General features: G+C 56.0%; 10 protein-coding genes. 8 read left to right on the top strand and 2 right to left on the bottom strand.

Annotated elements, in window-relative coordinates:
- The first annotated feature begins 54 nt into the window (after positions 1-54).
- The 4 genes from argH to ACZF99_RS23835 all read left to right on the top strand — a co-directional run bounded on the left by argH (position 55) and on the right by ACZF99_RS23835 (position 5,353).
- Positions 55-1,470, top strand: a complete 1,416-nt coding sequence (gene argH / locus ACZF99_RS23850) for an argininosuccinate lyase (RefSeq protein ID WP_483607374.1) — start codon at positions 55-57, stop codon at positions 1,468-1,470.
- A gap of 283 nt (positions 1,471-1,753) precedes the next feature.
- Positions 1,754-3,751, top strand: coding sequence for a methyl-accepting chemotaxis protein (locus ACZF99_RS23845; protein WP_483607373.1), 1,998 nt, complete (start codon positions 1,754-1,756; stop codon positions 3,749-3,751).
- Between the two features lie 51 nt (positions 3,752-3,802).
- Positions 3,803-4,051, top strand: a complete 249-nt coding sequence (locus ACZF99_RS23840) for a hypothetical protein (RefSeq protein ID WP_483607372.1) — start codon at positions 3,803-3,805, stop codon at positions 4,049-4,051.
- A gap of 36 nt (positions 4,052-4,087) precedes the next feature.
- Positions 4,088-5,353 carry an MFS transporter gene (locus ACZF99_RS23835; RefSeq protein WP_483607371.1) on the top strand — a complete coding sequence of 422 codons (1,266 nt, stop codon included), beginning with the start codon at positions 4,088-4,090 and terminating at the stop codon, positions 5,351-5,353.
- 507 nt (positions 5,354-5,860) lie between these two features.
- Here the strand turns inward: ACZF99_RS23835 and ACZF99_RS23830 are convergent.
- Positions 5,861-7,156: a CynX/NimT family MFS transporter gene (locus tag ACZF99_RS23830; RefSeq protein ID WP_483607370.1), complete on the bottom strand. Its 1,296-nt coding sequence runs from the start codon at positions 7,154-7,156 to the stop codon at positions 5,861-5,863.
- Between the two features lie 491 nt (positions 7,157-7,647).
- On the opposite strand from ACZF99_RS23830, the gene ACZF99_RS23825 reads away from it, so the two are divergent.
- Complete coding sequence (locus ACZF99_RS23825; RefSeq protein ID WP_483607369.1) at positions 7,648-8,313, top strand: DNA-binding response regulator; 666 nt, start codon at positions 7,648-7,650, stop codon at positions 8,311-8,313.
- Between the two features lie 259 nt (positions 8,314-8,572).
- Here the strand turns inward: ACZF99_RS23825 and ACZF99_RS23820 are convergent, their stop codons facing one another.
- Entirely contained in the window at positions 8,573-10,354 is a 1,782-nt protein-coding gene (locus ACZF99_RS23820; protein ID WP_483607368.1) for a VanW family protein, read from the bottom strand.
- 232 nt (positions 10,355-10,586) lie between these two features.
- On the opposite strand from ACZF99_RS23820, the gene ftsE reads away from it, so the two are divergent.
- The 3 genes from ftsE (at position 10,587) to ACZF99_RS23805 (ending at position 13,660) form a co-directional block, all read left to right on the top strand.
- Positions 10,587-11,273, top strand: coding sequence for a cell division ATP-binding protein FtsE (gene ftsE / locus ACZF99_RS23815; protein ID WP_483607367.1), 687 nt, complete (start codon positions 10,587-10,589; stop codon positions 11,271-11,273).
- The gene (gene ftsX, locus ACZF99_RS23810; RefSeq protein ID WP_483607366.1) at positions 11,263-12,177 is read left to right on the top strand and encodes a permease-like cell division protein FtsX; all 915 of its coding nucleotides are present in this window, start codon (positions 11,263-11,265) and stop codon (positions 12,175-12,177) included. Before ftsE ends, ftsX begins: the two co-directional genes overlap by 11 nt.
- Before the next feature lie 265 nt (positions 12,178-12,442).
- The gene (locus ACZF99_RS23805; protein ID WP_483607365.1) at positions 12,443-13,660 is read left to right on the top strand and encodes a murein hydrolase activator EnvC family protein; all 1,218 of its coding nucleotides are present in this window, start codon (positions 12,443-12,445) and stop codon (positions 13,658-13,660) included.
- Positions 13,661-13,853: the final 193 nt, after the last annotated feature.

Below are 13,853 nucleotides of genomic sequence, written 5' to 3'. Positions count from 1 at the left end.
GACTTGTTCGAGTTGACGCATAACAAGCAAGTTTCGAGTTAAGGAGTGGGTTAGGTGAGCAAGCTGTGGGGTGGACGCTTTACGAAGCAGACCAACCGTTTAGTCGAGGAATATACCGCTTCGATCGGGTTTGACAAAGCGCTGGCGGAGGAGGATGTGCAGGGAAGCTTGGCGCATGTCGCCATGCTGGGCAAATGCGGCATTCTCCCGGAAGAGGACGTTGAGAGGATTAAGGAAGGCTTGCATCAGGTCCTGCTGAAAATCCGCCGCGGCGAGCTGGAGTATTCCGTGTCGGACGAAGACATCCATATGAACATCGAGAAGCAACTGATCGACGAGGTCGGCTCGGTGGGGGGGAAGCTGCACACCGGGCGCAGCCGCAACGATCAGGTGGCCACGGATATGCATCTCTACCTGCGCAAGCGGGTGGTGGAATTCGTCGGCCTGCTGCAGGAGCTGCAGGAGGCGCTGCTGGGACAAGCCAAATCCAATCTGGATACGATTGTGCCGGGGTACACTCATCTGCAGCGGGCGCAGCCGATCCTGTTCGCCCATCATCTGCTGGCGTACGTGTCCATGTTCCAGCGCGACATCGAGCGTCTTAAGGACAGCTACAAGCGGATCAATGTACTGCCGCTGGGCGCAGGAGCGCTGGCCGGAACGACGTTTCCGATCGATCGCCATTTCGTGGCCGAACAGTTGCATTTTGACGGCGTATACGAGAACAGTCTGGATGCGGTGAGCGACCGTGACTTTATCGTCGAGTTTCTGGCGGACGCCTCCATCCTGATGATGCATCTCTCGCGCCTCAGCGAGGAACTGGTGCTGTGGAGCAGCACGGAATTCCGCTTCATCGAGCTGGACGATGCGTTCTGCACCGGCAGCAGCATTATGCCGCAGAAGAAAAATCCTGACGTGCCGGAGCTGGTTCGCGGCAAAACGGGCCGAGTGTACGGCAATCTGATGGGCCTCTTGACCGTACTGAAGTCGTTGCCGCTGGCATACAACAAGGATATGCAGGAAGACAAGGAAGGCATGTTCGATACGGTCGCCACGCTGCAAGGGGCGTTACAGCTGTTCGCGCCGATGATCGCCACGATGAAGGTGAACAAGGAGCGGATGCGCGAGGCGGTCAACCGGGACTTCTCCAACGCGACCGATATCGCCGACTTTCTGGCGAACAAAGGCCTGCCGTTCCGCCAGGCGCACGAGGTCATCGGCAAAACCGTGCTGTATTGCATCCAGAACGGCAAATATCTACTGGATCTGACGCTGGAGGAGTTCAAGCAGTTTTCGCCATTGTTTGACGACAGCATTTATGGAGTGCTGCAGCCGGAGAGCGTCGTGAACGCCCGTAACGTATACGGCGGGACGGCGACCTTGCAGGTGACGGCGGCGATCGAACGCGCGGAAAGCCGGCTGGAAGCCGGCCGCGAGTGGACACGGGAGTACGCGGAAAAAAGCAAATAATCGGCAGGCCCCGGCTGGGGCATCGCTGCCCGGAGGAAACGGCCTTCGTCATTCGACGAACGGCTGTTTTTTTATCCGATAAAAGTTACAATTTCATAATATTTTCAGAAAATCATTAAAAAGAGGTCGTAAAATGTCGAAATATAGTTATATCGGTCATTGATATTTTTAGAAAAGGGGCATTTTCGAGAATGCGCATGTAAGAACGGCAGTCCGCTGCGTGGCTGAATTGCGGACAGGTTAAGCAACAATACTCGTAATGCACACCAAAGGGGAGAGAATCATGAAAACTTTTTTTGCCCGCCTAAGAAGTCTGCTGGAGATTCGCACGCTGCGCAACCGGATGTTTTTGATCTTTGCCGTCATGCTGATCATTCCGAGTTTGCTTATCGGCTACTCCAGCTTTCGAAGCGCCGGCGTACAACTGCACGTCAAAATGGATGAAAGCACGGAGTCGAGCATTAATTTGCTAAACGAAACCTTGAACAACATCGTGGAGGCGGAGGTTCGCAACGTCGAACAGTTGGCGATGCAGATCGATTCGACGCAGGTGGATGCCCAATCGCCGGAAGTAAGGAATCTGATCGAGCTATTTATGGAGAAGCACCCCGAGTTGGAGATTTTGACCATCGGCAATGAGAACGGGGCTTGGATGAAAGCTCCTGATCCGGGCCAGCAGGATTACGATCCGCGAGGCAGGGATTGGTACAAAGCAGCGCTCGAGCAGCCGGACCAAACGGTGATTATCGATCCGTTCATCTCGAGCACAACCGGCCACTATAACTTATTCATTAGCCGTGCGCTAAAGGACGGGAAAGGGGCGATCACGATCTCCCTGGATATGGCCCAACTGAATGAAATCGTTCAGGAGGTGCGCCTGGGCACAACCGGCTACGTCTATCTGATTGACCGGACCAACAAATTCGTCGCCCACCCGACCATCGGAGCCGGAGAGCCGGCGGAAGGCGATTTTCTTCAGCAGATACAGGAGCAGGTATCGGGATTCCAGCAGTACAAGAACCCGGAGACGGGGGTTGAGCAGAGCGCTTACTTTACGACGAACGAGCTGACGGGCTTTAAAATCGTCGGCGTGCTGAACCTTCAGGAATTCCGCGACGCTTCCATGCCGATTTTCTGGACGGCCCTAATCGTCTTAGCCGTGACCCTGATCGTTGCCGGCGTGTTGCTGTTTATCGTGATCCGCAGCATCACTCGTCCGATCGAGCAATTGAACCGTTCGGCCAAACGGGTCAGCGAAGGGTACTTGAACGAGGATGTGGCCACGAACCGCAGGGACGAAATCGGCCAGTTGACCGTGAACTACAACGAGATGCTGGCGTCCCTGCGGCATATGGTGCAGGAGATGTCGGAAACCGCAAGCCAATTGGCTGCTTCCAGCGAGGAGCTGACCGCGGGTACGGAGCAGAACGCCAAGGCCGTCGAATACGTTGCCGAGCTCGTTCAGGATGCGTCCGATAATGCGGAGAAACAAGCTTCCGCTTCGGCGGAAAGCGCCAAAACGATGGACGAAATGTCCATGGGGATCCGAAAAATCGCCGAAGCGTCCGGTACGATCGTCGAATCGTCCGTGCAGACGGTGGGGGATGTCCGGGAAGGAAGCGAGAAGGTGAACCTTGTCGGAGTGCAGATGGAGGAAATCCGCCGGTCGACGCTGGAATCGGCGGAGCTGATGCAGCAGATGAATGAGCTTAGCGAACAGGTTGCCGGCATGAGCAGCGCGATTTCGGACATCGCCAATCAGACCAATCTGCTGGCTTTGAACGCGGCGATTGAAGCGGCACGGGCCGGCGAGGAGGGCCGCGGCTTCTCGGTCGTGGCCGGGGAAGTGCGGAAGCTGGCCGAGCAGTCGCGGGCCACGGCGGAAATGATTCAACAGCACATTGGGCAGATGACTGAGATGACCGGAAAGGCCTACCATATGATGAATGAAAAAGTAAACGCCAACGTAGAGCGGGGGATGTCCGTAACCGAAGAAGCGCAAACCGCCTTCCAGGCGATCGAACGCTCCACGCAGCGGATCTCGGAACAAATCCACGAGGTATCCGCCATTACCGAGCAAATGTCGGCCAGCGCCGATGAGATTGCCCGTTCGGTCGAACAGATTGCGGCGACCTCGGCCAACAGCATGGAGAGCTTCCAGGGCGTGACGGCCGCGACCGAAGAGCAACTGGCGTCCATGGAGGAGATCTCCTCGGCGTCGGAAGGGCTGGCGCGAATGGCGGCGGACATGCATCACCAGATCGATCGGTTTAAGCTATAAGTTCGTGTTAAGAGAGAAGGAAGCGGGTCGTAGCCCTCTTGCGCCTTAACTATGGGCCAAGGGGGCTTGTTTTATGGCCCGAGTTCCATCCCGAGCCGGGCGCATAAATCCGCCCCGAGACGGATGGAGGCGGCGGGGAAGTCGATTAAGATAAAGAGCAGCAACCCGCTGCTCGGCGATTTTCTCAACGAACATCTGGACTGGGCGTTGGATAAGCCGGATTACAAAAAACATTTGACAGAGCTCTATGAAATATGGATAATCTATAGTTCACCTGACCATCACGATTTTGGCGTATGAAAAGTTCTAGTTATGAGATAATGAGGTGCTTACACAATGAGTAACGGTTCACAGGCTTTGCCCGCTTCCGGAAGTTTGTTCCGGAATCGGTTTTACCAAACGATCCTGATCTCCAACCTGTTCTTGCAGATCGGAATCTGGGTCCGCAACTTTGCGATTCTGATGTTCGTGACAGATCAGACCAACAACGATCCGCTGGCGATCTCGCTGATCTCCGTCGTGGAATTCGCGCCGATCTTCGTGTTCTCCTTCATCGGCGGGGCGTTCGCCGACCGGTGGAAGCCGAAGCGGACGATGATCTGGTGTGACTTCCTGTCCGCCGTCTCGGTCTTCGCCGTACTGCTGACTTTGCTATACGGTTCGTGGGAAACGGTCTATTTTGCGACTTTTATCTCGGCGATTTTGTCGCAATTCTCGCAGCCATCGGTCATGAAGCTGTTCAAGCAGCATGTTCATCCGGAGAAGGTGCAGCAGGGGATGGCGTTGTTCCAGTCGCTGGTGGCCATATTCATGGTGATCGGGCCGTCCCTGGGGATTTTCTCTTATCACCAGTTTGGAATCTACGTATCGGTCGGCGTCATGGGCGTGGCTTTCCTGATCTCGGCCGTGGTGCTGTTCCGGCTTCCGGCGGATGAGGAACAGGAGGCAAAACGCGAGCCAACCGCCAGCATCCGCAAGGAACTGGCCGACGGCTTCCGGTACGTATGGCGCAGCCCGGTGCTGAAGGTACTGGGCGTGACGTTTGCGATCGCCGGCTTCTCCGTCGGGATCATCCAGACGCTTGGATTGTTCGTCGTTACCGAACGCTTGGGTCAGCCCAAGGAGTTCCTGCAATTTTTGCTGGCGGTCAACGGCGTAGCGATGCTGATCGGCGGCGGTGCCATTATGGGGATGGCCAAAAAGGTTCCGCCCCAAATGCTGCTGGCCTTCGGGATGGCGATCAGCGCCGTTTGTATCGTGGGTATGGGGCTGTCGACCAGCGTTCCGCTGACCCTGGTGCTGCAGTTTCTGAACGGGCTGACGTTCCCTTGCATCCAGATCGGGATCAACACGATGATCCTGCAATGGACGGAACAGTCCTACGTTGGCCGCGTCAACGGCGTGCTCAGCCCGATGTTCATGGGCATGATGGTCATCATGATGTCGTTGTCCGGCGTGCTGAAGACGATCTTTCCGCTCGTCGGCATCTACGCTGTATCCGGCATCATCATGCTGCTGGGCGCGATGATCCTCGTGCCGATCTTCAAGCATAAGCCGGCGCTGCAGCCACAGCCGCAGTTGGGCGAACAGCCGACAAGCTGAAGAAAAGCCGTCCCTGGGGGGAAGAGTTCCTGTGATAGGACCCCACCGTGGGACGGCTTTTTGTATTGAGGCATGGCGGCGAATATGGGTCTTGGAAGGCACTGTGGAGGCGCTTTACGGTGCCTTGTGGCGCGTTAGTGTGGGCGTTGGCGGTGCGTTGTTGGGCACTGCAGCCCGTTGGGGGCGCGTTAGTAGGCATGGCGGCGCGTTGTACAGACTGATGCCTCATGTCCCCAAGCTTGTATACCATCGGGGCGCTCGCACTTATCCCGTACCTCCCATGCCGCCAATCGTGCGCCTACCTCGTACCTACCGTGCACCTACCTCGTACCTACCTCGTACCTACCGTGCACCTACCGTGCACCTACCGTGCACCTGCCGTGCACCTACCGTGCACCTGCCGTGTACCTACGGTGCTGCTACCCCGCACCTATCGTGTGCCTGCCAAGCGCCTACCTCGCGCCTGTCCCGCGTCTACCGTGCACTTACCTCGCATCTATCTCACGCTTACCGTGCGTCGACCTCCCCTTTACGGCCGGCGGCGTAGCCGAACAGCGCGGTTAATACCGACACCCCGGTAATGACGGCAAGCGGGGTGTCCCAACTGCCGCTAAGGTCGTGGAGATAGCCGAACAACGTAGGCCCGAAGGCGGCCAACACGTAACCGATCGATTGCGCCATACCCGACAGGGAACTGGCCTGCTCTGTCGTCCGCGAGCGCAGCGAGAAGAAGACGATCGCCAGGCCGAAGGTTGAGCCGGAGCCGATCCCGAGCAAGAGGATGAAGGGCAGGGCCAGCGAGATCGATCCTGCCCCTATTCCGCCAAAGCCGATGACGCATAACGAGGCGGCAGCGGCGGCCAGCCATTTCTGGCTGTCGAGCCGCGCGGCGAGCAGCGGCATCAGGAATGAGCCGGCCATACTGACCAGTTGCATCAGCGACAGCATCCAGCCGGCTTGCTCCGCGCTCATCCCGCGTTCCCGCAGGATGTCCGGCAGCCATGAAATACTGACGTAAAACAGGATCGATTGGAAGCCCATAAACATCGTCACCCACCAAGCGACTCGGGAGCCCCAAATGCGACGGCTTGAACCGGAGGCTACGCTATGTGCGTGTTGACGGTCGGCGGAGGCGGTAGATCCAGCCGCCGCGAGGGTGCCGGATCGGCCTGCGGCCTTGTGGCCCATGCGGGCTTTGGGGTCGCCGGGCTTCTCGGCGCGCCGCAGCAGCGGCAGCCAGACGAGGGCGGCGACGGCCGTCAATACCGCCCAAATGGTCAAGGCGCCGCGCCATCCGAGCGGCCCTTCGGCCAGCGGAACGCTGATCCCGGAGGAGATCGCCGCCCAGAAGGTAAGACAGGTGGTAAACAGGCTGGTCATCAGCCCGACTTGCTCCGGGAAGTCGCGTTTGATCAGCCCGGGGAGCAGCACGTTGCAGACAGCAATGGCGATCCCGATCAGCGCGGTGCCGGCAAACAGCGCGGCGATGGACGGCAGCGAGCGGACGAGGATACCGCCGGTCATCAGGATCATGCTGAAGAACAACGTTCGTTCGATCCCGAGCTTAGCGGACAAGCCCGGCGCCGCCAGCGCGAATACCGCAAAGGCGATTAGCGGCAGCGTTGTCAGCATCCCCGACATCGTGTGCGACAAGCCGGTGGACGTTTCGATTTCGCCGATGATGGCGCCCACCCCGGTGATGGGCGAGCGCAAGGTGGCTGCAGTCAGAAGCACGGCGCTGACCATGAGCCAAACGGAGGCGCTGCGAGTCCGGTTCAAGGCGGGAGCGATGGTTTTATTCATATTAAAGGAAGCCTCCTTATCATGTATCGATTCCGGCAACCGGTGGATCAACCGCTTCTTGTTGCCATAGTTTGGAGAATCGGTAATTTGTTTTATGTAATGAATTATTACTTGGCGTTGCAATACGTCAGACGGAATCCAGTATACTTTAAGTATACACCGCGCGGCAAATCCGAATGGTGCATAAAGGATGGAGCATGGAGGAGATATTGACGGTTTATCGATGAGACATGGAAGTCGCTTGGATGGGCATAGATGTCGCATAGATGTCGCATAGATGTTGCATGGATGTTTGTCGAAGGTTCCGGACGAATCCCTGGAGAGAAAGTGGCAGAATTTTGCAGGCTTATGGTACAATGAGGAATAAGCTAATCCCGCGCCAACCAAATAAACAAGTCGTGAAGCACACGCCTTTTGTTGTCGGATGATGTAATGTCCAGTCCGTCGACGAAAGGCGTTTTATTTTTCTATTGGAGGAGGTAGTTCATTGGATGGGATTTCAAGAGACGTACGCGCAGTGGCTAGGCGATCATTTGAATCGTCGGCAAGGGGAGAGGGAACGAAGATTGAGGGAGGGTCACGGGCACGCGGAGAAGGCATTTGTCGAAAAAGTGTGGTGGCCCGCCTTCGGGCATTTTCGGCATCTTCATCCCGAGTATGAGGTGACTGATTTTAAAGACGGCTTCCGCTATCTCGACTTTGCTTACCTTCGCTTCGGATTACGATTAGCGATCGAAATCGACGGATATGGGCCGCATCTGCGCAATATCAGTCGCGACCGTTTCTCGGACCAGTGCCGGCGGCAAAACGACTTGATCTTAGACGGCTGGAAGGTACTGCGCTTCACCTACGATGATGTCAGCGACAATCCGCGCTACTGCCAACAAACGTTGCAGCAGTTTATGGGGAGATGGTTGGGGGAGGGGGATACCATCGATGCGATACATTTCGTCGAAAGGGAAATTCTACGCTTGTTTTTACGCGCGGAAGGACCGATCACCCCATCCGACGTTTCTCGCAGTTTGGGAATAAAGAATCAGACCGCAAGAAAATGGCTCCATCACCTGGCCGGCAAACAGTGGATTCAACCAGCGAGCGGGTCGGAACGTGTTCGAACGTATCTTTTGGATGAACGTGGGAGGAAGATCGTCGGCTAGTTGGGATAATCTAGTTAGGATAATAGAGTGATTTTTTGTCTCTATTTGAGTTGGAAAGACAATTTCCGGGGAAATAAAGTGATAAAATGTCGCTATTTCCTTATCTAGCCCCCGATTTTGCTGAAAATCGGTGGAATAGCGTTATTTATTAACGCTATTTAGTGCAAATTTCGCAAGAACGACAAAATAGGGTGAAGTTTTAACGTTATTTTTCACTTGTTCGCCTAGAGGTGGTGTGGGGGCCGTCGGCCCCCACTACTCACCGAAAATTCGGGCCTGCAACGCCGTCCTCCAAAATTTGATTAGGCAGGCGCTCCGATGGCGCGTTCTCGGGGGTTCCGCTGCGATTGCTATCGCGATTGTTGCCGCCGGAGCTGCCCGAATTGCCGCCGGAGCCGTTCGAGCCGCCCGTGTCCGGCCTCGCATCCGGCCCTACGCCCGGCCCCGCATCCGGCCCTACGCCCGGCCCTGTCCCGGGGCCACCGCCTCTGCCGTCCCGGCCTCCGCCACCTGTACCGGCGCCGCTCCCGCTGCTCCCACCGTTCCCAGCGTTGCCGCCATCGCCTTTACTGCCAGCCCCGCCTTTGCCGCCGTTCCCCCCGCTGCGGCCTCCGCTCCCCTCGCCACCGGCCGCGCCACCCGTGCCGTTCCGCGTTGCGATGACCGTCGGCTGCGCCGGATACGTGTCCTTGGAGATCAGCGTGCGTTCGACCATGCGGCCGTCCACCTTCTTGATGCGATACGTCTCGACGACATACCCCTCCTTCCCGCGCACGAGCACCTGGCGGCTCCCGGCCGGGAGCGAGCCGTTCGCCACATATTTGTTCGGCGGAGGGAGGATCTCCGTCGTGCGCGATTCGAGCGTGTAGCTCGCGTTCTCCGGCATATCTCCGAACAGCTTGACGGTGAGCTGGCGATGTTCCACCACGGCGCGGATCAGCAGATGCCGGCCGGAGGTGTTCTTGAAGCGAAAGTTAATGTAGCCTTTGGCGAATGTGGCGTCCTGGCCCTTGGGCAGGTAACTGACCGGCAGGGAGTGGTTGCGCCGCTCCACGATCGACAGCCCGGCGCGAACCGCCGCATTGTAGAGCGTGCTCGACACCTGGCATATACCGCCGCCGACGCCCGGCACCAGCCTGCCTCCGAAAATGACCGGCGCCTCTTGGAAGCCAAACGTCCTCTCCGCATATTCGACCGCCTTGCCGTAATCGAAAATCTCGCCCGGGGCCAGCACGGTCCCGTCGATGCTGCGGGCGGCCGAATCCACGTTATGCACCCGCCCGGCCCCGCTGGTCTGCAGGCTGGTGGAGAACTGCACGATTTTGCGGCGGATGCCTTCTTTTTGAAGCAATTCCACGGTGACCTTGGGCTGTACGGTCTTCAGCGGCACGGCAAATCGCAACGCCGGAAGCTGCTTCGACAATGATAACACCGCCGGTGTCGGCGCCGGTTCATGCCATGAATTCTTCTCCAGTCGGCGCACTTCCTCCCCAAGCCGCTTCGGCACCGTCTCCAACAATCGATCCCAATCGATCCGCTGGACCGCAGTGCCCGGCAGATAGCGAATCTGATCGTCGGCCGTAATTGTTCGCACGGCATTGACCGGGGAGCCAAACTGAGCTTTTTCCCATTCGGGGGGAAACACCGCCTGCAATTTCCGCGGATCGAAGGTGAGGGTAAGCGTCCACTGCCTGTCAAAATTCCTGCGTGCCCGAACGCGGTCCCACAATGATCCCTCCTCCAGCCGCCTGACTTCCTCCCGAAAATGCTCCGCATCAAACGTAACCCCGGCTTCCGCCCAAGTCAGGGTTTTCACGCTGCCGTTCACCGTAAACACCACTTGCTTGCGGTGTAATGCGGCCAATTCCTGCTCAAGCAGTTGCAGGGCTTCGCTGCGATTGCGCCGGCCCAGCTCCAGTCCGGCCACGAGGGTGCCCGAGGGTAAGCCGTCCTGCGCGACATATAACGTTAACGCACCCCAAAACGCGGTGCCCAAGAGCCCGACGCAGAGGAGGATCACTGCCAAATGTTTCTTTTTCATAGCTGACTCCTTTAAGTTAAGACCTTTGATTTACAAAGAAAAGAACGTTGTACAACCATATGTATGATCGAATTGGCGGAAACTTTCGGGTACTCAAGTGGTAACATCTTTGTTACAATAAAAATCGGATGAAAAGGAATTTACTCGGGTTTTAAAGGATTTGACAGGAACGTGTCGAATGTAAAAAAGGGTCATCTATAGAACCGGAATCATAGATTTAGGACGTGATTAAGTGATAGAAATGCAGGATGTCTGGAAGACATATCCGAATGGAACCCACGCCCTTAAAGGCGTTTCGGTCAAAATTGACCGTAATGAATTCGTGTATTTGGTTGGTCCCTCCGGCGCAGGGAAATCGACTTTCATGAAACTAATTTACCGGGAGGAAGTGCCCACGAAAGGGCAGATTTCCGTAAACGGATTTAACATCGGCAAGCTCAAACCTCGCAAAATTCCTTATGTGCGCCGAAATATCGGGGTGATTTTCCAGGATTTTCGCCTGCTTCCGAAACTGTCGGCCTATGAGAACGTGGCCTTTGCTTTAGAGGTGATCGAAGCCCCCAAGAAGGTCATCAAGAAACGCGTGATGGAAGTGCTCGACCTCGTCGGGCTGAAAAATAAAGCGGGCCGCGATCCTTCCCAACTATCCGGCGGAGAGCAGCAACGGGTGGCGATCGCCCGGGCGATCGTCAACAATCCGTCCGTCATCATTGCGGACGAGCCTACGGGAAACCTCGATCCCGAGACCTCCTGGGGCATCATGCAACTGCTGGATGAAATCAATTTCCGCGGCACCACCATCGTTATGGCTACCCACAACAAAGAGATTGTGAACACGATGCGCAAACGCGTCATCGCCATCGAACACGGCAACATTGTGCGAGACCAGCTGAGAGGGGATTACGGTTATGACTTTTAGCACCCTCTTACGGCATTTGCGGGAAGGCGCGAAGAGCGTGTTTCGCAACGGCTGGATGACGGTCGCGTCCGTGACCTCGATCATCGTCTCGCTGCTGATTTTAGGCGTGTTTACCCTGCTTGTGCTAAACGTCAATTCGTTTGCCGATGAGGCGGACAGCCAGGTGCAGATTAAGGCTTATTTGAACTCGGATGTGACCGAAGCCGTACGCGACCAGATTTATAACGACATTGGCTCGATGGAAGAAGTCAGCAAAGTCACGCTGATCCCTAAGGCCGAAGGCCTGAAGGATTTCCGCGAGAAACTCGGCGAGGAAGGCAAGGACTTGCTGGAGGGTTACGACGAGACAACAAACCCGATTCCCGACACGTTTGAGGTTCAGGTGATCGAGCCGACGACCGTGCCTTACGTGGCCAGCAAAATTACCGCGCTGAACGATAAATACGAGGAAAAACCGATCTATAAAGTCAATTACGGACAAGGCACGGTGGAAAAATTGTTCAAAATCACCCGGGCGATCCGCAATATCGGGTTCGCTTTCGTGGTTGGCCTGGGTCTGATGGCGATGTTCCTCATTTCCAACACGATTCGGGTGACGATTTTGGCTCGCCGCCGCGAAATCGGCATCATGAAACTGGTCGGCGCGACGAATACCTTTATTCGGTGGCCGTTTTTCGTGGAGGGGGCATTGATCGGTCTGATCGGCTCTTTGATCACCGTAGGCGTGTTGTTCTTCAGCTACAACGAGCTGGTATCCTCGGTCAAAGCCGACGTTACGCTGGCCATTCAACTGGTTCCGCTAAGCGAGATCGGCTTGGAACTGGGCGGACTGCTCGTTGGCCTGGGGCTTCTGATCGGGATCTGGGGAAGTACGATGTCGATCCGGAAGTTTTTGAAGGTGTAGCGGAGGCGGGAGGGCCGTTGGTCGTACCAATCGGGCGGTCGGACGATAACGGAACTGAACGCTCTTATTTGGCTAAATTACCGCCATTTTATTTTCTGACGGAACGGAGTGCCCTTATTGGCCCTTGAAAGCCGAGAAGACGATAGCAACTGGCTAAATAAGGGCTGCTGGTTCCGTTAGCTGCAACCGAACCTTGAATTTGCCCAAATAGCGGCGCTCAGTTCCGTTAAGATGGAGAATATTGAAAAAGGATGGGGAAACGAAGTTGAAGAAATGGGTAACCACGATCACCGTTGTCGCATTAGCCGCTTTAATCTTCCAACCTACCGAAGGCTTCGCCAAGACGAAAACCATCAGCCAGATCGACAAAGAGCTGAAGCAGCTTCAGGAACAGGCCAAGCAAGCCAAAAAACAGCAGGAGAAGGCCGCAAACCAGAAACAGGAAGCACAGCATTACGTTAATAAAAACACGAATTACCTCAAACAATTGCTGGGGCAGATCGACGTTGTCAGCAACGAGCTGACCCAGATCTCGATGGAAATCGACCAGACCGAGCAAGACTTGCGTACAACTGCGGAAAAACTGGACGAGACCCAGGCCCGGATCGAGGAGCGTTCGGATCTGCTCGATACCCGTGTCCGGTTGATGTATACGGATGGCGCCGTTTCCTATCTGGACGTGCTGCTGTCCTCCACCAGCTTCACCGATTTTCTGGAGCGGGCCGATTCTTTACAGGCGATTGCGAATCAGGATCATATCCTGCTCGACGAGCACAAACGGGATAAAGAGCTGATCGTGCAGCAGAAGCAACAGCTGGAGCAGGATTATGCAAAAGTGAAGCAGCTGTACGCCGATGCGGAAGCGCGCAAAAGCGATTTGGAAGCCAAAGAGGTCGAAAAGCAGCAGCTGATCGCGAAATACAACGCTGACATTGAACAATCCGAAGATATCAGCGAAGAGCAGGAAGCGCTCCTGATCGAACTGGCGACGAAACGGGCGGCGCTGGAGCAGGAGAAGAACAAGCTGAAGGCCGCTCAAGTATACAAATATAAAAAGAGTTCCAACGGTTCGGGCGGATTCAAAGGCAACGGCGGTTCGTTCGGTTTGCCGGTGGAAGGGGCACGGCTCTCCTCCGGTTACGGTATGCGGATCCATCCGATTACCGGTGTGAAGAAGAAGCATACCGGCGTGGATTTCGCGGCCCCTCAAGGCACGGACATCCATGCGGCGGAAGACGGCGTCGTGATCATCGCGGAATGGTGGAGCGGTTACGGAAATACGGTGATCATCGACCATGGCGACAACGTATGGACGCTTTACGGGCATATCCGCAATGGCGGGATCAAGGTGGAAAAAGGCCAGCAGGTCAAAAAGGGCGAAAAAATCGCCGAAGTCGGCAGCACCGGCAACTCAACCGGTCCGCACTGCCACTTTGAAGTTCGAATTAACGGGAACCCGGTAGACCCGATGCCTTATTTGTAATAAAATAGCTATAGTGTTCGAGCGAAAACGGATACCGCCCTTTGGGCCGGGTCCGTTTTCCCCGTTTGATTTCAGTTTTAGGTGGGCTCGGCTGAATTCAAGATTCGACGTCGACTAGGCAACATGAAAGTGCATCGTGATCATAAGCCGATTTTAAAACCACCAGGTAAGATGAAAGTTTTAAAATAGGGTT

It is taken from the genome of Paenibacillus sp. JL3B1040 (assembly GCF_057063165.1).
This window is presented reverse-complemented; position numbering and strand designations above follow the sequence as displayed.

What these genes read in the sequence shown, in the direction of transcription:
- ACZF99_RS23835 (WP_483607371.1), top strand. Translation starts at nt 4,088, where the DNA reads ATGAGTAACGGTTCACAGGCTTTGCCCGCTTCCGGAAGTTTGTTCCGG.
- ACZF99_RS23840 (WP_483607372.1), top strand. Translation starts at nt 3,803, where the DNA reads ATGGGCCAAGGGGGCTTGTTTTATGGCCCGAGTTCCATCCCGAGCCGG.
- ACZF99_RS23820 (WP_483607368.1), bottom strand. Translation starts at nt 10,354, where the DNA reads ATGAAAAAGAAACATTTGGCAGTGATCCTCCTCTGCGTCGGGCTCTTG.
- ACZF99_RS23825 (WP_483607369.1), top strand. Translation starts at nt 7,648, where the DNA reads ATGGGATTTCAAGAGACGTACGCGCAGTGGCTAGGCGATCATTTGAAT.
- ftsX (WP_483607366.1), top strand. Translation starts at nt 11,263, where the DNA reads ATGACTTTTAGCACCCTCTTACGGCATTTGCGGGAAGGCGCGAAGAGC.
- ACZF99_RS23845 (WP_483607373.1), top strand. Translation starts at nt 1,754, where the DNA reads ATGAAAACTTTTTTTGCCCGCCTAAGAAGTCTGCTGGAGATTCGCACG.
- ACZF99_RS23830 (WP_483607370.1), bottom strand. Translation starts at nt 7,156, where the DNA reads ATGAATAAAACCATCGCTCCCGCCTTGAACCGGACTCGCAGCGCCTCC.